The sequence below is a fragment of the Sphingobium cyanobacteriorum genome, assembly GCF_030580935.1.
GTDB classification, from domain to species: domain Bacteria; phylum Pseudomonadota; class Alphaproteobacteria; order Sphingomonadales; family Sphingomonadaceae; genus Sphingobium; species Sphingobium cyanobacteriorum.
The window spans coordinates 23,023-42,716 of record NZ_JAUQOM010000014.1 but is presented as its reverse complement, the minus strand read 5'-3'; the positions used below and the strand labels follow the sequence as shown (position 1 = coordinate 42,716).

26 protein-coding genes and 1 pseudogene are annotated in these 19,694 nt (G+C 66.1%); 23 read left to right on the top strand and 4 right to left on the bottom strand.

The features are described from left to right. Nucleotides 1-132 precede the first annotated feature (132 nt). The 12 genes from Q4610_RS18405 (at nt 133) to Q4610_RS18350 (ending at nt 7,423) form a co-directional block, all read left to right on the top strand. Nucleotides 133-651, top strand: a complete 519-nt coding sequence (locus tag Q4610_RS18405; RefSeq protein WP_019054750.1) for a hypothetical protein — start codon at nt 133-135, stop codon at nt 649-651. Continuing rightward, nucleotides 648-1,118, top strand: a complete 471-nt coding sequence (locus Q4610_RS18400) for a DUF6878 family protein (protein ID WP_019054751.1) — start codon at nt 648-650, stop codon at nt 1,116-1,118. The genes Q4610_RS18405 and Q4610_RS18400 overlap by 4 nt, the downstream gene beginning before the upstream one ends. 2 nt (nt 1,119-1,120) lie before the next feature. Then, nucleotides 1,121-1,522 (top strand): DUF6915 family protein, encoded by a 402-nt coding sequence (locus Q4610_RS18395; RefSeq protein ID WP_019054752.1) that lies wholly within the window; start codon nt 1,121-1,123, stop codon nt 1,520-1,522. Between the two features lie 4 nt (nt 1,523-1,526). Further along, complete coding sequence (locus Q4610_RS18390; protein ID WP_019054753.1) at nt 1,527-1,838, top strand: DUF7673 family protein; 312 nt, start codon at nt 1,527-1,529, stop codon at nt 1,836-1,838. Between the two features lie 41 nt (nt 1,839-1,879). Continuing rightward, on the top strand, nt 1,880-2,077 hold the full coding sequence (locus tag Q4610_RS18385; RefSeq protein WP_171132739.1) for a hypothetical protein: 198 nt from the start codon (nt 1,880-1,882) through the stop codon (nt 2,075-2,077). A gap of 192 nt (nt 2,078-2,269) precedes the next feature. Further along, entirely contained in the window at nt 2,270-2,965 is a 696-nt protein-coding gene (locus tag Q4610_RS18380; RefSeq protein WP_019054755.1) for a hypothetical protein, read from the top strand. Nucleotides 2,966-3,025: 60 nt separating this feature from the next. Next, entirely contained in the window at nt 3,026-3,928 is a 903-nt protein-coding gene (locus tag Q4610_RS18375; protein ID WP_019054756.1) for a hypothetical protein, read from the top strand. Between the two features lie 87 nt (nt 3,929-4,015). Continuing rightward, nucleotides 4,016-4,276, top strand: a complete 261-nt coding sequence (locus tag Q4610_RS18370; RefSeq protein ID WP_019054757.1) for an antitoxin — start codon at nt 4,016-4,018, stop codon at nt 4,274-4,276. 11 nt (nt 4,277-4,287) lie between these two features. Next, on the top strand, nt 4,288-4,686 hold the full coding sequence (locus Q4610_RS18365) for a type II toxin-antitoxin system VapC family toxin (protein ID WP_019054758.1): 399 nt from the start codon (nt 4,288-4,290) through the stop codon (nt 4,684-4,686). Nucleotides 4,687-4,831: 145 nt separating this feature from the next. Continuing rightward, complete coding sequence (locus Q4610_RS18360; protein ID WP_019054759.1) at nt 4,832-5,398, top strand: hypothetical protein; 567 nt, start codon at nt 4,832-4,834, stop codon at nt 5,396-5,398. A gap of 217 nt (nt 5,399-5,615) precedes the next feature. Then, nucleotides 5,616-6,164, top strand: a complete 549-nt coding sequence (locus Q4610_RS18355) for a DUF736 domain-containing protein (protein WP_304537359.1) — start codon at nt 5,616-5,618, stop codon at nt 6,162-6,164. Between the two features lie 89 nt (nt 6,165-6,253). Beyond that, nucleotides 6,254-7,423, top strand: a complete 1,170-nt coding sequence (locus Q4610_RS18350; protein ID WP_304537358.1) for a hypothetical protein — start codon at nt 6,254-6,256, stop codon at nt 7,421-7,423. Between the two features lie 210 nt (nt 7,424-7,633). Here the strand turns inward: Q4610_RS18350 and Q4610_RS18345 are convergent, their stop codons facing one another. Together Q4610_RS18345 and Q4610_RS18340 are read right to left on the bottom strand one after the other, a co-directional pair. Continuing rightward, nucleotides 7,634-8,914, bottom strand: coding sequence for a SulP family inorganic anion transporter (locus Q4610_RS18345; protein WP_019054552.1), 1,281 nt, complete (start codon nt 8,912-8,914; stop codon nt 7,634-7,636). Nucleotides 8,915-8,916: 2 nt separating this feature from the next. After that, entirely contained in the window at nt 8,917-9,225 is a 309-nt protein-coding gene (locus tag Q4610_RS18340; protein ID WP_043146178.1) for a helix-turn-helix domain-containing protein, read from the bottom strand. Nucleotides 9,226-9,404: 179 nt separating this feature from the next. Here Q4610_RS18340 and Q4610_RS18335 point away from each other — a divergent pair, with 179 nt between their 5' ends. The 9 genes and pseudogenes from Q4610_RS18335 (at nt 9,405) to Q4610_RS18295 (ending at nt 17,091) form a co-directional block, all read left to right on the top strand. Beyond that, nucleotides 9,405-11,225 carry a phosphoenolpyruvate carboxykinase (GTP) gene (locus Q4610_RS18335; RefSeq protein WP_019054550.1) on the top strand — a complete coding sequence of 607 codons (1,821 nt, stop codon included), beginning with the start codon at nt 9,405-9,407 and terminating at the stop codon, nt 11,223-11,225. 15 nt (nt 11,226-11,240) lie between these two features. Further along, on the top strand, nt 11,241-11,549 hold the full coding sequence (locus Q4610_RS18330) for an alkylphosphonate utilization protein (RefSeq protein ID WP_019054549.1): 309 nt from the start codon (nt 11,241-11,243) through the stop codon (nt 11,547-11,549). 170 nt (nt 11,550-11,719) lie between these two features. Beyond that, a pseudogene (locus tag Q4610_RS18325) lies at nt 11,720-11,974 on the top strand (DUF2171 domain-containing protein). Nucleotides 11,975-12,088: 114 nt separating this feature from the next. Further along, nucleotides 12,089-12,481 carry a DoxX family protein gene (locus tag Q4610_RS18320; RefSeq protein ID WP_157410318.1) on the top strand — a complete coding sequence of 131 codons (393 nt, stop codon included), beginning with the start codon at nt 12,089-12,091 and terminating at the stop codon, nt 12,479-12,481. A 643-nt stretch (nt 12,482-13,124) separates the two neighbouring features. After that, nucleotides 13,125-13,454, top strand: coding sequence for a single-stranded DNA-binding protein (locus Q4610_RS18315; RefSeq protein ID WP_171132328.1), 330 nt, complete (start codon nt 13,125-13,127; stop codon nt 13,452-13,454). Between the two features lie 56 nt (nt 13,455-13,510). Beyond that, nucleotides 13,511-13,840: a hypothetical protein gene (locus Q4610_RS18310; protein WP_019054544.1), complete on the top strand. Its 330-nt coding sequence runs from the start codon at nt 13,511-13,513 to the stop codon at nt 13,838-13,840. A gap of 29 nt (nt 13,841-13,869) precedes the next feature. Beyond that, nucleotides 13,870-14,472 carry a hypothetical protein gene (locus Q4610_RS18305; protein WP_019054543.1) on the top strand — a complete coding sequence of 201 codons (603 nt, stop codon included), beginning with the start codon at nt 13,870-13,872 and terminating at the stop codon, nt 14,470-14,472. Nucleotides 14,473-15,245: 773 nt separating this feature from the next. Beyond that, on the top strand, nt 15,246-16,325 hold the full coding sequence (locus Q4610_RS18300) for a DUF2493 domain-containing protein (protein WP_019054542.1): 1,080 nt from the start codon (nt 15,246-15,248) through the stop codon (nt 16,323-16,325). 199 nt (nt 16,326-16,524) lie between these two features. Beyond that, nucleotides 16,525-17,091: a hypothetical protein gene (locus Q4610_RS18295; RefSeq protein ID WP_019054541.1), complete on the top strand. Its 567-nt coding sequence runs from the start codon at nt 16,525-16,527 to the stop codon at nt 17,089-17,091. A 4-nt stretch (nt 17,092-17,095) separates the two neighbouring features. Here the strand turns inward: Q4610_RS18295 and Q4610_RS18290 are convergent, their stop codons facing one another. Further along, nucleotides 17,096-17,347, bottom strand: a complete 252-nt coding sequence (locus Q4610_RS18290; RefSeq protein ID WP_019054540.1) for a hypothetical protein — start codon at nt 17,345-17,347, stop codon at nt 17,096-17,098. 581 nt (nt 17,348-17,928) lie between these two features. Between Q4610_RS18290 and Q4610_RS18285 the strand changes: the two genes are divergently transcribed. Further along, nucleotides 17,929-18,420, top strand: a complete 492-nt coding sequence (locus Q4610_RS18285) for a hypothetical protein (RefSeq protein WP_254447843.1) — start codon at nt 17,929-17,931, stop codon at nt 18,418-18,420. Nucleotides 18,421-18,785: 365 nt separating this feature from the next. Beyond that, nucleotides 18,786-19,010 (top strand): hypothetical protein, encoded by a 225-nt coding sequence (locus Q4610_RS18280; RefSeq protein WP_019054538.1) that lies wholly within the window; start codon nt 18,786-18,788, stop codon nt 19,008-19,010. 117 nt (nt 19,011-19,127) lie between these two features. Here the strand turns inward: Q4610_RS18280 and Q4610_RS18275 are convergent, their stop codons facing one another. Next, nucleotides 19,128-19,346, bottom strand: a complete 219-nt coding sequence (locus tag Q4610_RS18275) for a hypothetical protein (protein WP_019054537.1) — start codon at nt 19,344-19,346, stop codon at nt 19,128-19,130. Nucleotides 19,347-19,694: the final 348 nt, after the last annotated feature.

The window sequence follows — 19,694 nt, the reverse complement described above, 5'->3', positions numbered from 1 at the left end:
CAGATTTGTCGGGACGGCCACCCTGTCTAACGCCGTGCCCCTTTCCTGTCAGCTTCAATCCCGGCCGACCGGCCTGCGGCCGTAGAGAGGAGGGGGAGCGTGGCTCCTGTCCAATCGTGACGGGAGACAATCATGTCCGACATCATCGACCTCGGCGGCGCCCCCGCCAACGAGGACTGCGCGCAGCTTGGGCACACGCCCGACTTCGAGCGGCTGAACCGGCTTGAAGTCGCCGCCTACCGCGCCGCCATCATTGCCCGTTTCGGCCCGCCGCCCGATGGCTGCACGCTCGTGTCGGTCACCAACCGGCACGACTTCGGCGTCTATTATTCGCTTGGCCTCAAGGTCGATGCGCTTGCCTATCGGCGTAATCCCGCGGTTACCGCCTATACCGAGGCCGCGCAGGACGGCCTCGAAAGCTGGGTCGAGGCCGGGTTCGCGCCACCGGTCCGTTATGAAGACGGCAGCGCCCCGACAGTCGATCGCGACCGGATCGACGACATCGTCACCGGCGCGCTTCTGGCGACCCGGCCCAATGCCGACGGACGCTTCGCCATCCCGGACTTCGAAGCCCTTCACCGCAACCTCGCCGCCGCCTATCCGGCCAGCGCCGAGGCCGCGAAGATCCTGATCCAGGAGATCGACGCATGATCCAGCAACCCACTTCCGACCAGCCGGTCACCGAGGCCGCGATCGTCGCGGAGATCGAGACCGGTCTTACCGCTGTCCAAGACGTCGAGGCGCGCTGCAAGGCCGCCTTCCTTCCATTGCTGCGCGAACACGGCATCGCGCGCGTTGACATCCACTATGACGGCGGCGGCGACGAAGGCAGCGTGGGCGATGTCTTCGCCTATCGCGACGACGCCAGCGCAGAGCTACCGACCATCCTGTGCGACCATTTCGCGCTCGAATATAATGGCTCTGTCACCACGCGGACGGTCGACCTTGAAGATGCTCTGAGCGCTTTCGCCGAGAATGCGGTCTGCACCCATCATTGCGGTTGGGAAAACGGCGAAGGGGCCCACGGCATCATCGGCATCGATGTCGCTTCCGGCTCGGTGACACTGACGCACAACACCCGCTTCATCGACTATGACACCAGCGAGACGGAGCTCTAGCGATGTCGCATTGCCATTATCATGCGCTGAGCTCGGTCCGCCGGTGGGGCGGTAATGCCGAGGACTATCTGCCGCTTCACCAGTGGTTCGACGAGTCCAAGAAGATCATCGCCGATCCGCGCCACCGCGCCTTGAGGCATCATGCCGAAGGCATTTTTCTCCTCGAGACGATCTTCGGCGTGACGATCCGCAACAGCGACGGCCGGGACATCCCGGTCCGGCTCGTCGGAGAACAGCATGTCACCGAAGATCTTGGGCGGATACCGTCGTTTGCCGACTGGGCGCGTCTCATCCAGCCGATGCCGTGGATCCTGCGCGGCAATCCGGCGGGCTCGCCGGGTGTCGATCCCGAGTTTGGCGCTCCGGTTCCCGGTTCCCGTGAGCATCTCGCTGCTATAGGCTGATCCCGTGGACAAGGGACCCTTCAGCGACGCCGCCGCGCGCCATGCCCTCGACCGGCTGATCGAGATCGCTCGATCCGACACCGGCCAGGCGCGGCGGGTCGCGAACTTCCTGCTTGCCTGGTGGAATGGCGATGATTGCGGTCATTTCCCTATCGCAGATCTGTTCGGCGTCGACGCGACGATCGCGACCCACATGACAATCATCATCGGCTTTCTCGGCCAGCATGAAGGCGCGATCTATCCCGATGCCTTCGGCCGCAAGGCCGAGATGATCGAGCTGGTTCGCCGTTGGCGCGACTTTCCAGACGAGGGCTGAGCGCTCGCCTCGACGCGCCTTCCGCGCTATGATCGAGTCCCATGACCGAGCTCGATCCCCACACGCTGCGCGTCGCCGCTTCGCTCGTTCGATCGCGGATCAAGACGCTCAAGCTCGACGGTCGTATGGACGGGCTGCAGCGGTTGGGCGCGCAGCGTACGCTCACCCAGCTCGCGGTGGACCTCGAAGTGTCCGCCGACCATGTCGGGCCTCCCCGCCGCCGCAAGCGCACGGCCTAGACTTGCCAATAGGGCGGTAACGCCGCCCGCACCTTCCGAACGTCTCTGACCAAGGCCGCGGAATCCTCCGCGCGTCTGCTGCGGTCCGCGCTCCGCGCATGCAAAGGGGAGCAGGGCAGGGGAAGGGGGCCGGGCCTGTCTCCGAGGCCGGGGACGCGGCTTGCGCCGCATCCCTCTCCCCAAGGAGTCAGCATGGCCAACCACTTCACCAAGGCGAGCTTCACGCTCGCCGTCACGCCCGCCGAGGCTGAGGTCCTCCGCCTGATCGACGATGCCATCGAGGCCCTCGACGATGCTTCGCTCGAACCGGATGGGCGCACCGCGCGGTTCTCCGCGTTGGGCCCGGCTTTCGCGGCCTGCTTTCCGCCGGCCGATGCCGACCCGTTCTCGGGCTTTCTCGAGATATTCCCCGATCCCGATTATCCCCGCCTCGGCTTCACCCTGCAGGTCGATCCTCCCGATACCGGGGACACGGTCGGCGTCTGGATCCACGGCGAGCAGGTCGACATCGAGGCGACGGCGGCGCTGATCCAGGCCACGGCACGCTCCGCGCTTCCCTTCGGCTTCGAATATGCCCTCGATTGTGATCGCATGCGTCCGGGTGAGTTCGGCGGCGGCTTCGTCGTGATCCGCGAGGACGACATCGAATTCGGCGGCTCGGCCCGAGGCCTCGAAAAGGCGCTGACCCGCCGTCCCGGCGAGGCCGAGCACGGCCTCGTCATCGCCACGCGGGATCGCGAGGAAGGCCTGCTCTTCTGGAACAGCAAGGCGGGCTTCGGCTCGCTCGAAACCGCGACCGTCTTCTCCGAGGCCGAAGCCTCGAACACCGATCTGCCGATCGCAAGCGACCAGCCGGAATGGCTGGCCCTGCCGGCGCCGCTCGCCTGAACGCGCCGGACCGCCGCCATCAAGCGCGGCGCTCACACCCTCAAGCCGGAGTATCTCGCCATGCCGACCTATGACGTCGTCTTCACGGCGCCCGTCCCCGACTGGATCCTCGCCAAAGCCGAGGCCGAGGATGCGCGCCGTGCGCGCAGCTGGCTTCTTTCCCAAAGCTGGTACGAGCGTCGGCGCATCGACTGGGCCGCCGCGCGAACGATCGTGCCGGAAGGCAGCCAGTCTCCGGTCCAGCACGAAGCTGTTTTCGCGCTCGATTGTGAGGAGAGCGCCAGCCCTGCCTCGGGAGCGCTCACCCTCCGCCTCGCCGTCACCGTCCGTCAGGGCGAGGATCCGCTCGAGAAGGCACGCCGCGTGCTCGACCTTCCTCGCACCGGCAGAACCAAGCGCCGGGTCCTCAACCGAGACGGCATATGGGACCGGGGTTCGTTCAGCGCCGTCAGGGGCAACAGCGTCATCGGTCCCATGCCGCCGGACTGGCCGGAAGGCCGCATGCTCACCGACTATTCGAGCCACCTCGGCAGCTATGGGCAAGGGGGCGTCGGCCTCTCGGGCTGGCAATGCAATCGCGGCTCATGGATCGTTCTGCCGCTCACCGGGTCTGACGGGTGGATCTGGCTGACGCGCGAGGAGATCACTCCGGCCGAGGATTTCCGGTCGCTCCGGGCTGCCATCGACCAGCGCATCCTTGGCGTGCATCCCGACCAGATCGCGGAATTCACGCCGTGGGAGCATCGCTATGCCGGCCATGAACGCATAGCCGACATCCCCGACTTCGGCGACGAGAAGGCGACCATAGAGCGCTTCAACGCGACCGAGGACGGATTCGTACTGGAGGCCGCCAACGGCCTCACCCGCTGGCGCTTTGCCATGGGCGACGATCTGCCCCGTCCGATCTGGGCCGGCTCGCGAGAGCCGCGCCTGCTCGCCCATGACTGCTATCTCGCGGTGTGAGACGCCAGGGCCGGAACCCCTGTTGTTGTCCGCCATTGAAATGGCCGACCGCAATGTATATGTCTATGTATATCCAAGGAGGACGGCATGGCACGATCCGAACCGATAGCCTCGCGGGAAGCCAAACTGTTCCGCAACAACAAGAGCCAGGCCGTGCGTATCCCGGCCGACTTCGAGCTTCCAGGAACGAGCGTCATGATCCACCGTGACGGCGAGCGGCTCATTCTCGAGCCGATCCGCCGGCGGAATATTCTCGAAGTCCTGGCGAGCCTCGACCCGCTCGGACCTGATGACGAGTTCCCGGACGTCGACGATACGCTGCTGCCGGCAAAGGCCATAGACCTTTGAGCACGCTCTACATGCTCGACACCAACATCGTGTCCGAGCTTGCGCGCAATCCGCACGGGGCCATCGCGAACCGGATCGCCGAGGTCGGCCCTGACGGCATCTGCGTCAGCATCATCGTGGCCGCCGAACTCCGCTACGGCTGCGCCAAGAAGGGATCGCCGCGCCTCCTGGCCCAGATCGAAGCGATCCTCGACAGCATCCAGGTTCTCGCCCTCGATGTTCCGGCCGACACCGAATATGGCGGAATTCGCGCCGAGCTCGAGGCCGCGGGCAAGCCGATCGGCCCGAACGACCTGTTCATCGCGGCTCATGCCTATGCCTTGGACGCGGTCCTTGTGACCGCCAACTACGGCGAGTTCTCGCGCATCCGCGCCCTTAGAATCGAGAACTGGCTCGACGAGCCCAACTGACGGCCTGTCCCTCGACCGCTACAGTCGTGGCGCTCCGCCGCAGACGATAATCGCCGGACCGCGCCACAAGCCTGCCGAGGCCGACATACCACCGGGCGCGGCGGCTGTCCCCGCTCGATCAACTCCAAACTCGAGAGGAACGACCATGACGACCATCGTCCTGAGCAACGGCCATCTGCGCTCCGAGACCGTCGAAGCCGCGATCGACGCGCTGATCGAGATGCTGAACGATCATCCGCTCAACCGCCTGTTCGAAAAATATGGCGATTTCGTCGAACGGGATGCCCGCAACCTGCGCGGCGAATGGCTCGAAGGGGTCGAGAATGCCGTCAGCTTCTTCGGCAACTTCTTCGACCGATCCCATGTCTTCATCATCGTCTCGAACGACGCGCATCACGTTGAACGCCTCTGCGCAGCGATCGCTGCGAACCGCCAGCGTCCCGACTATCTGCGCCAGCCGCCGCCTTATGATCCCGCCAAGCTGGTTATCGAGCGCAAGCGCTTCAGCACGACCCAGGGCGAGGTGCTGCTCACCTATGACGGTCAGCGGATCGAGCAATATGGTGACACGATCCGGCTCGACGGTCGCGGCAACTATGAAGGGCATGACGATCATTACTGGCACAACATCGCCAAGCGTGATCTCGCGCGCCGCCATGTCGAGGCCTTCGACCGCAGCATGACCGCGAGCGAGGCTCTCCCGCCCACTTAGCGACCGTCCGCCAGCCGGTGACGTTGCCTCTAGCGCACTGACCGCCCGCAGGCGGTCAGCGCCATCCAGCGCCCAACGCGTTTCGACCCGAGGCCGCTTTTGCGGCGCTCGGATGGGCGCTTGCGCGCCTGCTCGGCCGAACGGCCGAGGAGGGGAGTGGGGAAGGAGGAAGGTGGCTCGGACACGGTGTTCGAGACCGCTTTCAGGAGACTTTCCCATGAACATCGGTTCGATCAAGCAGAATGACGCCGGCATTTTCGTCGGCAAGATCGCGACGCTGGCGATCGCCATGACGGTTGCGCTGCGCGAGGTGCACTCGGCCAATCCCAAGGCGCCCAAGTTCGAGGTTCTGGCGCTGTCGGCGTCGCGGGCGTGGGTGCAGGTGGGTGCGCTGTTCGAGCTGTTCTCGAACGGCACGGGCGAGGCGTTCCTCAACGGCAAGATCGAGGACCCGAGCCTGGCCGCGCCGCTCTACGTGTCGGCGTTCCGCCAGGAGGACGGCAGCTACAACGTCGTCTGGTCGCGCCCGACGCGTCGCCGCGATCTCGCCGCGGAGATGGCGCCCAAGGCCGACGAGGGCCTGCCGCCGCTGCCCGGCGCCGACGAGACCGCCGGCCCCGCCACCCAGGGCGCCGAGGCCGGCCTCGGCCAGTCCTCCGCCGAACATGCCTTCGGTGGCGAGCCCCAGGAAGGCGGTCGCCGCCAGCGCAAGCCGCACGGTTCCGAGGCCGCCGAACCGGCCGAAACCGCCGACGCGACCGCCTGACGCGATCCATCTCCCCCGCCGCGCCCAGCCTCCGGGCGCGGCCCCTTGCAGGGTCCGTTTCGCACGTCGCGAAGCGGGCCCTGTCTCTTTTGACAGCGCGCACCCGCACGCCGACCAACAGCGAGGATCCCTCCATGCCTTCACTTGCCCAATCCAGTCTCCCGACCCGATCGCCCCACGACTTGTGCGGCCTCACTGCCGACTTCGTCGCGCTCACCAGCGCCGAGATCGTTTCCGCCGAGGGTAGCGTGGGCAAATTCTGGGCCGGTGACGGCAGCCGGGAATGCATGCTGGATGACGATTGTCTGGTTGCTCGCCATGTTGTGCCCTTCGCGAGCTATCCCTGGCACGTCTGGCACCACATCGCCGCCGAAATCCTCGGCGGCGCCTATGACCTGCGGGACGCCTCGCAGATCGAGCGACTGATCCAGCTCCGTGGCCTGTTTCCGCGCGACGGCGCGTCGGCCCCGCACTGGATCGCGCTCGACCAGACCGATCTCGCGACCTTGCTGGAACGCCAAGAGCATCCGAATAGCGAAACGGCCCAGCTTTCCCGTCTGCGCCTCGATGGTCTCGATGCGGGTCTCGGCCTTCCCGCACCCGAATATTATGTCGATGCGCGCGAGATTTCCCGAGAGACCTGGGAATCGATCTCGCACCTGACCTTCGATCAGGCTTTCGCCGATCCGGAAGGCCGGCCCTACGACCTGATCTTCGACAGGCCTGACCTCACCACCGGACACGCGTCCGGCCTGGCCTTCGCGGCGCTTCACGAACTGCAAATCGTGTTGACGGAGGAAAGGCCCGTGCCCCCGGAGGATGGCGACTTCCAGAGCGATGCGATGTTCGAGACCTTTACGGCGAAGCTGGCGGATATGATCGCAGCCGCGCCCGCCTGTCTCGCCCTTGCCCATGGCGATACCAACGGTCGGATCGCCGCCGCAATCGACTTCGTGGACCAGCGCTGCCCAGGATGGTCCGAGAACTTTTCCACGTCGCCCTCTGGCGGTGAGCTTCGTCCCGTTCCTCTCGCATGGAGCCGGCAGATCGCAATCGCGGGCCTGCGTGATGCGTCCGGCGAACATGCCCTCGTGCAGAACGCTGACGAAGTCCCCGCCTCCTACGCCATCTATGCTGAACGCCATGATGGCTCCCTGGAATGGCTCGGAACGGCGTCCACCATTGCCGATGCGACGCGTCTCACAAGCGCGATCGGATCGGCCTCGGCACCGCGTATGCTCTCCGCATTGACCGATTGAACCCTTTGACCGCGACGCGGTCGCTCAATGGCGCTCACGGCCCGAACCTGGTCCCACCGCTTCTTCCGCCCTCCAACATGCTCCCCGACGTGCCCGGTCCCGCGCCTCCCGGCCGCGCACGACCCTTGAGGGCCTGCCTCGCACATTCCCCGCGAGGCAGGCCCTGTTTTTGTTCTGCGGGCAAGCCACTTGCTCCGCACCGTCGCACCTTCAATCGCCCTCCTGCGGGACCCTTCGCCGGACGATCGCCAGCAATGCGGCGACGACACACCCCGCGACGATCCCGAATGTCAGGTCCTTCACCAGGGTCAGGCCGAAGGTCGCGAGCAGCACCGAGGCCGTGGGCCAGCTACGGATCAGGCGCAGGAATTCGGCCTTCTCGGCCATGTTCCAGCACACCACCAGCAGGACGCCGGCGAGCGCCGAGAGCGGTACATAGCGCGCCAGCGGCGCAGCCACGAGCATGAACAGCAGGACGAACAGCGCATGCAGCATGCCCGACACCGGGCTGATCGCGCCAGCCCGGATGTTCGTCGCGGTTCTCGCGATCGTGCCGGTGACGCTGATCCCGCCGAACAGGGCTGAGACGATGTTGGCGAGACCCTGCGCGACCAGCTCCATGTTGGAGCGATGCTTGCGTCCGGACATGCTGTCGGCGACCTTGGCCGACAACAGGCTCTCGACGCCGCCCAGCAGGGTGAACGAGAGCGCCGACGGCAGGAGCTGCAGCACCAGCGCCCATGACATCTCCGGTGCCTGCGGCGTCGGCAAGCCGCGCGGGATATCGCCGAAGCGGCTGCCGATCGTCTCGGCCGGAAGCTGCATCCATGCGGCGGCGATGGACGCCAGCACCACCGCGATCAACATGCCGGGCCAGTTGGGCCGATACCGGCGCAGCACGAAGATCAGCGCCGCCGAGCCGAGGCCCAGCACCGCCGCCGCAGGCGTCGCCGTCGCTGCCGCCTTGCCGAGCGCCAGCAGCTTGGGGATCAGCGGGCCGGGTTCCGCGCCCGCGAGATGCAGACCGAACAGATCCCGGATTTCGCCTGAGAAGATCGTCACGGCAATGCCGCAGGTGAACCCCACGGTCACGGGATGGGGAATGTGGCGGATCAGCGAGCCGAGGCGCGAAAGCCCGATCAGCGTCAGCATCGCGCCCGACAGCATCACGGTCACGAGCAGCCCGTTCAGACCGAACTTCGTCGTCGTGGCAGCCACCAGAACGATGAAGGCCCCCGCGGGTCCCCCGATCTGGTAGCGGCTCCCACCCAGCGCCGAGACGAGGAACCCGCCGATGATCGCTGTATATAGCCCTCGCTCGGGCGACACGCCGGAGGCTACGGCGATCGCCATCGACAGAGGCAGCGCCACGATCGCCACCGTCACCGCAGCGAGCACGTCCTTGCGCAACGACGAGAGGGAATAGCCTTCGCTCAGGGCCGTGACGAGCTTCGGCCGGAAGAGATGGGCTGTCGCCGTACCGTCAGGCATGCCTACGCCGCCGATGCATTGTCCTGCGTGCGCCGCACGGGCTCGCGCAAGGTCGGGCTGGTGGGATCGCGCAGCCGGACACCCCGCCCGCCGCTCGCGCTGATGCTATTCTCCCGGATCAGCTCGATCCCCTCGCGCTCAAGCGCATCGACCACCTTGGTCAGCGTATCCACCACGCCCCGGACATAGCCATCGCTGGTCGCTTCCATGCGCTGGATCGTTGGCAGCGAGACGCCGGCGCGCTCGGCGAGCGTGCGCTGGTCGATTCCGAGGAGCGCGCGCGCCGCGCGAAGCTGAGCTGGGGTGAGCATCGCCATGATGTAAAATACATCAGGAATGACGTCAAGGATTGCTCAGAAGCGAGGCTGACTATCTGAATAGCGATCCTAAACTTGCATCTGGCGTCCTCAAACTGCTAACGAACCGGGCATCAACCCCCTCGCAAACCGCGCGCGCTTGCCGCGACGCCCCAGTTATTCGGAGAGTTTCGATGTCGGACGCCCTTATCGCTGAAACGCTGGCGGCTCCGACTCGCCATCGCCGCCTCGCTGCCTGGGTCGACGAGATCGCCGCCCTCACCAAACCCGACCATATCCACTGGTGCGATGGCTCCGAGGCCGAATGGCATGCCCTGACCGAGCAGCTGGTCGCGGCCGGAACCCTGCGCCGCCTCGATCCCGCGAAGCGCCCCAACTCCTTCTGGGCCGCCTCGGACCCGCGCGATGTCGCGCGCGTCGAAAGCCGCACCTTCATCTGCGCCGAAAACGAGGCCGACGCCGGACCGACCAACAACTGGCGCGCGCCGGACGAGATGCGCGGCACGCTCAAGGACCTGTTCGACGGCTGCATGCGCGGGCGCACCATGTATGTCGTGCCCTTCTCCATGGGCCCGATCGGCTCGCCGATCAGCGCGCTCGGAGTGGAGATCACCGACAGCCCCTATGTCGTCCTCTCCATGCGCGTGATGACGCGGATGGGCACGCCCGCGCTCGACGCCTTGGGCGAGGACGGCGAATTCGTGCCCGCGGTCCATTCGGTCGGCGCGCCGCTCGCGCCCGGCGAGGCCGACGCCGCCTGGCCCTGCAACGAGACCAAATATATCGTCCACTTCCCCGAGACGCGCGAAATCTGGTCCTATGGATCGGGCTATGGCGGGAACGCCCTGCTCGGCAAGAAATGCTACGCCCTGCGCATCGCCTCGGTCATGGCCCGCGACGATGGCTGGCTTGCCGAGCATATGCTCATCCTCAAGCTGACCTCACCCGAGGGCCGCGTGCATTATGTCGCCGCCGCCTTCCCTTCGGCCTGCGGCAAGACCAACCTCGCCATGCTGCAGCCGACCATTCCGGGCTGGAAGGCCGAGACCATCGGCGACGACATCGCCTGGATGCGCTTCGGTGACGACGGCCGGCTCTACGCGATCAATCCCGAGGCCGGATTCTTCGGCGTCGCGCCGGGCACGAGCGCGACCACCAACGCCAATGCGCTCGCCAGCCTCGACGCGAACACCATCTTCACCAACACAGCGCTCACCGCCGATGGCGATGTCTGGTGGGAGGGCCTCACCAAGGAGCCGCCCGCCGGGCTGACCGACTGGCGCGGCCAGGCCTGGTCTCCCGATCTCGGCACGCCGGCTGCCCATCCCAATGCGCGCTTCGCCTGCCCCGCGGGGCAATGCCCGGCAATCGCGCCCGAATGGGAGGACCCCAGGGGCGTTCCGATCTCGGCCATTCTCTTCGGCGGCCGCCGAGCGACGACCGCTCCGCTCGTCACCGAGGCCTTCGACTGGCAGCACGGCGTGTTCCTGGCCTCCAACGTCGCGTCCGAGGGCACGGCCGCGGCCGAGACCAAGATCGGCGACGTGCGCCGCGATCCCTTCGCGATGCTGCCCTTCTGCGGCTATAATATGGGCGACTATTTCGCCCACTGGCTAAAGCTGGGCGCGGAGGCGTCGGACGCGGCCAAGCTGCCGCGCATCTTCTACGTCAACTGGTTCCGCAAGGATGTCGACGGCCGTTTCCTCTGGCCCGGCTTCGGCGACAATGCCCGCGTCCTCAAATGGATCGCCGATCGCCTGGACGGGCGCGTCGAGGCCGAGGACAAGGCCATCGGCCGCCTTCCCAGGATGGACGACCTCGATCTGGCGGGACTCGATCTCTCCGACGCAGCCGTGGCAGCCCTCCTCGCCGTCGATCACGACGAATGGCGCGCCGAGGCCGAGCGCATCCGCCGCGACTATGCACGCTTCGGCGACCGCCTGCCCGCGGCGCTGACCGCCGAACTCGGCGCGCTCGAAGCGCGTCTGGCCTGAAGGGCGCGACCGACCATGACCGATACCAGCGACGACTATGTCTATGACGAAGCCTCCGGCGAATGGATCAGTCCGGCCGAGGCCGCCGCGAATGCCCACGCCGCCGAGGCGATCGAAGTGCGCGATTCCGTCGGCAACCTTCTCGCCGATGGTGATAGCGTCATCACGATCAAGGATCTCAAAGTGAAGGGCGCAGGCCAGACCCTGCGCAAGGGCACCGTGATCAAATCGATCCGACTCACCGGCGACGCCCAGGAGATCGACTGTCGATACGATGGAATCAAGGGGCTGGTCTTGCGCGCAGAATTCGTCCGCAAGCATTGAACGGACGAGTACCGTTTGCCTTGGACAATTTGCCCCGCAATGCGGGACATTCTGTCGTTCGCCTGCGTTGAGCATCGCCGCATGTCGCTGACTATGCACGTGCATCGCTGGATCATGCCGGTGGCATGAGAGTTGCTTCGCGACCTCCGCCAATCAAGGAGAAACTAGCGATGGCTCACGACATCAAGGAAGGCATGGAAATCATCGGCGCCGATGGCGTCCATGTCGGCACCGTCGATCGTCTCGAGGGCGACCGGATCTAGCTCGGGAAACATGACAGCCACGGCGCCCACAGCGGCCACCACCACTATATCAGCATCGGCCTGGTCGCCGGTGTCGAAGGCGACCGCGTCCGCCTCTCCGCCAACGCCGACGTCGCGCTCTCCTTCGAAGAAGAAAAGTCCGGAAAGCCCGTCCAGGACTAGACCCGTTGTTGCACGCCCGCACGGGCGCTAGTCTTCAAGAAGCCCGCCCGGGTAGACGCACGACCTTTCCGTGCGTCCTCCTGTCATGGCGAGGCCGATCACAGGGGGATGCTCATGAACGACCGAGGGCTATTTCTCGCACGATTGTTCCTTGGCATCCCCTTCATCGTATGGGGTGCGATGAAGCTCATGGGCGGCGCGGCCGCCCTCGTTCCCGGACTTGCAGCCATCGGCCTGCCCGACCCCCTGATCTTCGCCTATCTGATCGGCCTTTGCGAGCTTGTCGGCGGGATCGCGATCGTCCTGGGTTATCCCGTCCGCACGGTTGGCATCCTGCTCGGGCTCTGGTGTCTCGCCACGGCCAAGCAGGCGCACATGGGCAATCTCACCGAAATCCTGAAGAACGCGACCATGGCGGGCGGCTTCTTCCTGATCGCCGCGACCGGCGCGGGCTCCCTCTCCCTGTTCCGCGGGATACCGCCAGGCCGGCTCGCCCGTCTGCGGTAGATAGCCTCGCCGTCCTTCCCGGCTTTCCTCGCCGATAGGCCGCATCGAGCCACCATCTTGGCGACAGGCGGGCCGGCCCGACCGCAGGAAGCGTCGCCGAGGTCTCTGCCTGCCGACCGCTGATATCGCTCGAGCCGGAGCACCCGTCGCCGTGCCGCGGTGCGCTGTCCTCTTGCCGGACGATCCAGCGCCATGCCCTTCCTCGTGCATGGCACTCGCCGACCGCTGGCCGGCATGACCTGATGGCATCTCGCCGTCCCGGACGCCGCGCCCTGTCGATCCCGCACACGAGGCCGTCCCCAGACCGCTCGGGCGAGGCCGACAATCCGACGCGCCGCCGCCGTGCAGGGCAGGTGTCTCGCTTTGGCTGACCCCGAGTGAAGACCGTCCATGGCGAGGGCCTTCGCGATATCGCCGGTGGGCCATCCGCTTGAGTGGATGAACGCTACGCCCGTGCGGGGCCTCCGCAACCCGCCATTTTCCGACCGTGTTGAGGCCTGGCGGCCTCTGCCCGCACCACTCGAAAAATGGGGGTTTCCCCTCGCTGGCGCTCGGGTGCGGTGTCCCCTCGATCACGGGCCTTCGGACAAGTTCATCCCAGCGGGATCGGCCCGCTGGCGTGAGACGCGAAAGGCATCAGGCCATGAACAAGGTTTTTCTCTCGGGCCGCATCACCTCGGACATCAGCCGCTTCGGCACGGACAGCAAGGGCGGCGTCAGCTTCAGCCTCGTCACCTCCAAGCCGGTCATCAAGGACGGCCAGGTCCAGAAGGACGACAACGGCTACACCGAGACCTACGACGAGTTCCACACGGTCAAGGCCTTCAACGGCCTCGGCAAGTCGGTCGCCAACCACAAGAAGAAGGGCGACAAGCTCCTGGTGGTCGGCGAGATCCGCTACAGCCGCAACGAGCGCGACGGTCGCACCTACTACAACACCGACATCGTCGCCGAGGAAATCGAATTCCTCTGACCGTCCTTCCGGGCGGTCGCGCGCGGCCGCCCTCCACCTTTCGATGGAGAGCACAAATGTTCACCCTCACCAGCTTCGACGACATCGCCGGCATCGCCCACGGCATCGAGACCACCAACCCCTGCATGGTCGAGCGCATCCGCCGCGCGGCCGACAGCATGGGCCGCCACGAGATCGCCGCCCGCCTTGGCCAGGCGATCACCGAGGCGACCGACGCCGCCCACGCCCGCGACTTCGAGCAGGCGCAGTTCGGCGAAGCCAGCGCCGACGCGATCGTCGACTGCGAATATTATGACGATCTTGCCGCGGCCTGGTCGCTGGTCGCCAGCGAGCACCAACTGATCGTCCCCCATTCCATCTTCGCGCACGACGGGTCGGTCCATTGACCCGTCGGCCTTCCAACAGGACAACGCTCATGCACGCACAATCCACGCCCGCCCGGTCCGCCGACCATTGCTTCGGCATCATCATGCACCACCGCCTCGCCTGGTGGCTGGTCGAATTTCCCGATCTCGATGCGACCCCGCTGCGCGCCCGCAAGCTTTCAGGCCGGCTCACGCCGGCCCTTGCCGACTGGCTACGCTGCGAGACCGGCGATCCGCGCCTCGGCGACGATATCGCCGCGCTCAATCCGGACAGCCGCTGCTGGTCCGGCGAATTCTCCTATGTGCCCGCGGCCGGCGCCGCCGATCTGTTCGACATCGATGCCCATCCCTGGGGCAGCGAGGCCAGCGAACTGGAGACCCGGCTCGCGCGCGCGATGATCGATGCGACACTGCACCCGATCCCCTCGGGCTTCATCTCGATCTTCGGTGCTTTGCCGCCCGAGAACCAGCCGGTGCTTGCGATCCGGTTGAGCGGCTATACCTGCTCCACATTCGAGCTGATGACGGTACGGTATATGCCGACCTACCGGCCGCGTTCGCCCTGGCGCGACATCTCCGGCGATGCCGTCGGTGACAGCGGCAGCGATATCCTTGGATGGCAGCTCGCCGCCGACTGGATCAGGCCGACCTGATGCCGGCGGCGAGGTCGGCACACGCCGGCCTCGCCCCGTGCCTAGGGCGAGCTTGCCACCCGCCCAGCATCCCCTGAAACTCGCGGCGCGGCGCCCTCGATGGCGGCGCGGGCATTTGCCGTGCTCACCCGCCTCTGACCGGACCGGGTTCAAAGCGAATGTCGCCTCGCGTCACGTCTGCGTGCCGCGCGGTGCTGCGTGCTGGCTGCGGCGTAAGTTGCTCGTGCTGCGGGATCTCACCGATCGATCAGACTTCGTCTGAAAACCGGGCTGTGTGGGGCCGGCGAGGTCCAGGTCATCGGTCCTGCGATAGGGCTGGCCAAGAAGGGTTGGCGCATCCCGCCCTTCGCTCGGGCGAAGGACGGGACCGGGGCTCTATTCGCTAAGCCGCCGCCCGCGCGTGCCGCGCGAGCCCCGGCTAAGCTCACGGAGCCGAAGCGGAGCTTCGTCTCCGCCCTGCCGGGTCACGATCCCACTTGCGGTTGACGAGCGGGGAAGGATTTTCATTCCTATTCCTCTCTTGTGTCTGCCTAGTGTGGCATGCGGGGTTGGCGGTCCGTCGAGCATGAGCGGTCCCCCCAATTTTTGCGTGCGCCCGCTGGCGCGGCCCCCCGAAAAAATCGGCTCCCCCGCTCCCCGCGCGGCGGCGTTAACCCGGGTCCGGCCGCGAGCGGCCGGCTTCCCGGTTAACGTGCCCGACCTCCCTGACCACCGCATGCCCTGAGCCAGGCCTCATCCCGAGGATGAGACATCCAGAACCCATGGAGGCTCACATGACCAAGTCTTTCTCGAACTTCGCAGATCTCGCCAGCTTCATCGCCAGCGAGACGGACAGCCACGACCGCGCCGCCACTTACGAACACGCTTTCATCGAGCATGACGAACGCGCGAAGCTCTCGCCGGTCGACGAGGCCGAGCAGCTCGACATGCCCGACCCGGAGCAGGCCCGTGTGGCCGTTGAGATGGTGATGGCGACGCTGTTCGATGTGTTCCGCGACACGCGCCTCGAACCCTATGCAGCCGATCTCGCCTGGGGCTTCGTGAACAGCTTCCACGTCGTCGCGAAGCGCATCAACGACCGAGAAGACGATGCCGCGAAGGAGCTTGGCGAACTCGCCCGCAACTTTGACCCGAGCGAGATCTACGCCGCGCAGCTCGAAGACGCCCAGCTTCTCTGCCAGACGCTGCAAGGGTGCCGCGATGCGATGGAGTGCATGCGCGACCACGCCTCCGAAGTCTATCGCGTCGAGACCGGACGGCCCTATTCGCCGACCCGCGGCAGCCGGGTGTCCCGAGGCGTCACCGCGTCGATGATCGATGCCCGCGACTATCTCGCTTCCCGAATTCGAGAGCGCCGCGAGCAGTTCGCGCCCGAAGGTCCGGTTGTCGCATTCTCCGGCGGGCAGGTCTGGGAAGACCATGAGGGTCTCTGGCGCGGGCTCGACTCGATCAAGGCGCGCATCCCGGAAATGATCCTCGCAACGACCGCCCAGACCAAGGGCTGCGATGCGATTGCGCAGGCATGGGCGGCAGCGCGCGGCGTGAAGGTCATTCTGTTCAAGCTCGACCGCCGGTTGGGCGCCAAGGCCGCCTTCGTCCGCAACGACCGGCTGCTGGCCCTGAGGCCGGTGGAAGCCGTCGTCTGCGAAGGCTCGGGCATCCAGATGAACCTCGCCCAGAAGCTGCGGCAGGCAGGCGTGCCTCTCCATGTCGTGAAGCTCGATGAGACCGTGAAGGCGCGGCTCGCCCAGCCCAAGACCGATCTCCCGAAGTCCCGCGACGAGTTCGATCCCTGGACGCAGGATGACTACTACCGCGACATGGTGAACGGCGGTCGCCAGCGTCGTCGCTGACGCACCCTCGAGAGGCTCCGGCATCCGCCGGAGCCTCTCTTCTTTCTTGCTGCGAGGAAGCGGCGCACGCGGGCATCGAACCCCCGTGCGCCGCGACTGCAGCGTCCCGCCAAGACGGGCCCGACAAGCTGACCGTGGGCGGCCGCCAGAAAGAGGAGAGGGGAGGGGCAAAGCGCCTTCAGTCGAGGAGACCAAGCCCGTGTCCATCCTGTTTCGCATCACCGAACCGGCCGACGATGCTCTCTCGCCCAGCGCTATCATCACGGCGCGGAAACTCGCGGCGCTCCGGCGGTTCCTCCGCTCCGAGGGAGACCGCATCGGCGTCGCGCTGCTTGAACCCGACGAGTATCTCGGCGACAGCTTCGAGGCGCGCGTCTGTCCGCTCGCGCTCGCCGCCATCACCAGCATCTTCGACCATGACGCCGCCGTGATCGCGGTCATCGAGGAAGCCCAGTTCAGAGGACGGCGCATCGCCATCCATCACTGCCCCGCCAGCGCCGAGATCACGCTGTGCGTCGCCCTCACATCGGATCAGGGCCTCGAACTCGATCTCGCCTATGGCAATGCCTATGCGCTGCTCGAAGCCCTCGCAATCGAGGCGGAAAGCGTCGGCGACATTCCCGTCGAGCTCCTCCGCGCCCGGCTGTCCGATCCGGCCACGCCGAGCCGGGCGGCACTGCGCGGCGTCGATCATTATCTGCCCCGGCTCGAGCGTCTCGTCGCGAGCGCGCCGGCGCATGATGACGCTCGGTTTGCGTGGGCCTGAACGGTCAGTTCGTCGCCGACGGAACGCCATCGACATAACGCTCGAGAAGGCTGTCGATCGCGGCCTGCAGATGACAACAGGCCCTGTCTTCTTCGGCCTCTTCGAGCGCCTTCATCGCCTGCCGCATCAGGACCAGAGCCAGCGCGCGCCGGATCTCCGGATCGTTTCTCAGATGGTCGATCGCGTCCGACGCTTCAGCCGCTCGCGATGCCATCTCCGGCGGACGAGACTCCACCTTCTGCCCTGACTTGCTCATCCCACGCTCCCCGGATGCGCAAGGGCCAAACCCTTGCCGAAACTCCCGCGCTCTGGGCGCGGGAGCCGGGGCTGGTAACACGTCGAGACATGCGCCTACGCTTTTAGCACCGAGGCACCTGGACATATGCGCAGGCACCCCGGCGTGAAACCACACCGAGCTGCCTTTCTCGACGGGATTACCAGTCCCGGCGCCACGGCCTTGGTGGCGCAAGCGCTCGCCTATCACAGAGATGGAACGACACCAAGTTGCCTCTGTGCGAGCCGCTCCTAGACGTGCGATGCGGTCCATCCGGACGCCCGCACGACGCTCGGGGGCAAAGCCAAACCACTCTCACATCTCGGCATCAGACGGAGCTTCATCGCCACAGTTTGACGCTGGGTGTCTCTCGGCCGTCAAGGATCAGCGGTCCCCCCAATTTTGCCGCCGATCCGCTCCGCTACCCGGCAACAAAATCGGCTCCCCCGCTGCCCGCTTCGCGGCGGCCATGCCGTCCCTGACCGCCTCAACACCGCGTCCCGATGAGCCCATCCTCATCGATGAGAGATGGGGAGCACGGCATCATCCTGATGGAGGCTCTTATGGACAACCTTTCCGACGATCTCCGGGCGCTGTTCAACGCTCCGATCTGCCCGTACTGCGCGACGCTCTACGATCCTGAGCATTATGACGAAGTCGATGAATGCGCCCGCTGTTCGAACTGCGGCAGGACATACCAGGTCGCAGCCGAACACCGCCCACAACAGGCGCACACTCCGCAGGACGATCCGCTATCCGCAGCCGCCCAATCGGATAGTCTGGCGCAGTTTCGGGAGGAGGCGGACCGCGTCTCGAAAGCGATGATGCACCAGACCGCCGGCGGCAGCTACGAGATGTATGAGCGGTGGTTCACGGAGGCGCTGGAGCCGACCATCGACAAGCTCGATCCGGCGCTCCGGTCACAGGCAATCGCGATCGCCACCGAGCTTGGCTATATCGACGATCCCGAGATCATGGCCGCCGGTTTCGGACCAGGCCTCTGCTCGATCAGCGGCATCGACGAGAACTACTGCCACTGCGGTCGTCATCCCTGACGCCATCCGGGACCGGGCCTCGCGCTCGGTCCCTTTTCTTTTGCCGCTGGCATCAAGTCCCGGCTCGCTCGCGTGCCGCGCGGACCCGTCGGTCCGCACGCCGCTACGCCTTGCCGGGGTCTCCCGACGAGAGGAAACATCTCTCACAGACTTCCCATTCTGTCGGACGCCCGAGACCGCCTCAAGGACGGCGGGGCCCCACCATTTTCTCCGGCGGATCAGGCGCGGCGCTTCTCCTTCGGCGTCCTGGCCGCCGAAGAAAATCGTGACCCCCACCGCCGCTTCGCGGTCGCTTCGCGATCCTTGACCCGGCCTCGGCCGCCCGACGCGCCGCTCCTGTCATTCAAGACAGACAGGAGCCTATCATGCAGATGATCTCGACCAGCGCCGCCGCCGACAACGCCGCCTTCTTCGCCGCCATCGCGAACGCCGAACGTCGCGCGCTTCACAGCTACTTCGACCAGCATGTCGTGGCGGACGAGGAGGCCGGCTACATCACCATCGACGAGGGGGATTACGGCGCGCTGCCGATGACGATCATCGACCGGATCGTCCATAGCGTGCCGGGCGGGCGGCTTGACGAATTCTGAGACAGACGGGGAGGGGCGCGGGCGCCTCTCCCCTTTTTTTGTGTGGCGATGTTACGGGCATGAGGGGCATCGAGCCCCCCATGCCCGTGCCGCGACAAGGGTCGCGGCGGGGGCTGTTCAGGCCGTCAGGCGCTTTTCCACTTCCTCGATTCCCAGCGACTTTATGCGGGCGACCAGCCCACTCAATCGCTTGCCGTCGAGCTTGAGAAGACCGGTCTTCTCGATCGCCTGTATCGCGGCCTCGCGTTCCTTCTCTTCCAGTCGTTGCCGCCGCTCTTCCAGCTTGCGGCCTTCTTCTTCAAGCGCGGCTCTTTCCTGTTCCAATGTGCGTGCCATGATGGGCCTCTTGGTTCACGCTGATCGGGCTATGAACGGTCCGACTATAGGCGCTCATCGAGCCTGCCGAAAGCGCTGAAACGCACCCGCGATCGCGTGGTCCGTCAATCGCCAGCCGGCATTTCCTTCCGACCGCAGGCCGGCACGGAGCCCCGCCGGAGGCGCTATCCCAACCATTCCGAACGCGTCCTGGACGCTCCGAGGGTCTGGACTCAGCCCTGGTGCAGAGAAGCACACCGAACGCACCTTCGGTGCATAGGTTCTGGAACAATTCCAACCGGTTATGGCGTTTCCGCTCGGTGGGACACTGTGGGACATGGTTTCGCCGTTCCCGAAACCCACGGAAAT

Coding starts and splice junctions, on each gene's coding strand:
- Q4610_RS18385 (WP_171132739.1), top strand. CDS start 1,880: ATGACCGAGCTCGATCCCCACACGCTGCGCGTCGCCGCTTCGCTCGTT.
- Q4610_RS18400 (WP_019054751.1), top strand. CDS start 648: ATGATCCAGCAACCCACTTCCGACCAGCCGGTCACCGAGGCCGCGATC.
- Q4610_RS18330 (WP_019054549.1), top strand. CDS start 11,241: ATGACCGATACCAGCGACGACTATGTCTATGACGAAGCCTCCGGCGAA.
- Q4610_RS18405 (WP_019054750.1), top strand. CDS start 133: ATGTCCGACATCATCGACCTCGGCGGCGCCCCCGCCAACGAGGACTGC.
- Q4610_RS18345 (WP_019054552.1), bottom strand. CDS start 8,914: ATGCCTGACGGTACGGCGACAGCCCATCTCTTCCGGCCGAAGCTCGTC.
- Q4610_RS18315 (WP_171132328.1), top strand. CDS start 13,125: ATGAACAAGGTTTTTCTCTCGGGCCGCATCACCTCGGACATCAGCCGC.
- Q4610_RS18370 (WP_019054757.1), top strand. CDS start 4,016: ATGGCACGATCCGAACCGATAGCCTCGCGGGAAGCCAAACTGTTCCGC.
- Q4610_RS18365 (WP_019054758.1), top strand. CDS start 4,288: ATGCTCGACACCAACATCGTGTCCGAGCTTGCGCGCAATCCGCACGGG.
- Q4610_RS18300 (WP_019054542.1), top strand. CDS start 15,246: ATGACCAAGTCTTTCTCGAACTTCGCAGATCTCGCCAGCTTCATCGCC.
- Q4610_RS18275 (WP_019054537.1), bottom strand. CDS start 19,346: ATGGCACGCACATTGGAACAGGAAAGAGCCGCGCTTGAAGAAGAAGGC.
- Q4610_RS18320 (WP_157410318.1), top strand. CDS start 12,089: ATGAACGACCGAGGGCTATTTCTCGCACGATTGTTCCTTGGCATCCCC.
- Q4610_RS18380 (WP_019054755.1), top strand. CDS start 2,270: ATGGCCAACCACTTCACCAAGGCGAGCTTCACGCTCGCCGTCACGCCC.
- Q4610_RS18290 (WP_019054540.1), bottom strand. CDS start 17,347: ATGAGCAAGTCAGGGCAGAAGGTGGAGTCTCGTCCGCCGGAGATGGCA.
- Q4610_RS18285 (WP_254447843.1), top strand. CDS start 17,929: ATGGACAACCTTTCCGACGATCTCCGGGCGCTGTTCAACGCTCCGATC.
- Q4610_RS18340 (WP_043146178.1), bottom strand. CDS start 9,225: ATGCTCACCCCAGCTCAGCTTCGCGCGGCGCGCGCGCTCCTCGGAATC.
- Q4610_RS18355 (WP_304537359.1), top strand. CDS start 5,616: ATGAACATCGGTTCGATCAAGCAGAATGACGCCGGCATTTTCGTCGGC.
- Q4610_RS18335 (WP_019054550.1), top strand. CDS start 9,405: ATGTCGGACGCCCTTATCGCTGAAACGCTGGCGGCTCCGACTCGCCAT.
- Q4610_RS18395 (WP_019054752.1), top strand. CDS start 1,121: ATGTCGCATTGCCATTATCATGCGCTGAGCTCGGTCCGCCGGTGGGGC.
- Q4610_RS18375 (WP_019054756.1), top strand. CDS start 3,026: ATGCCGACCTATGACGTCGTCTTCACGGCGCCCGTCCCCGACTGGATC.
- Q4610_RS18305 (WP_019054543.1), top strand. CDS start 13,870: ATGCACGCACAATCCACGCCCGCCCGGTCCGCCGACCATTGCTTCGGC.
- Q4610_RS18280 (WP_019054538.1), top strand. CDS start 18,786: ATGCAGATGATCTCGACCAGCGCCGCCGCCGACAACGCCGCCTTCTTC.
- Q4610_RS18360 (WP_019054759.1), top strand. CDS start 4,832: ATGACGACCATCGTCCTGAGCAACGGCCATCTGCGCTCCGAGACCGTC.
- Q4610_RS18310 (WP_019054544.1), top strand. CDS start 13,511: ATGTTCACCCTCACCAGCTTCGACGACATCGCCGGCATCGCCCACGGC.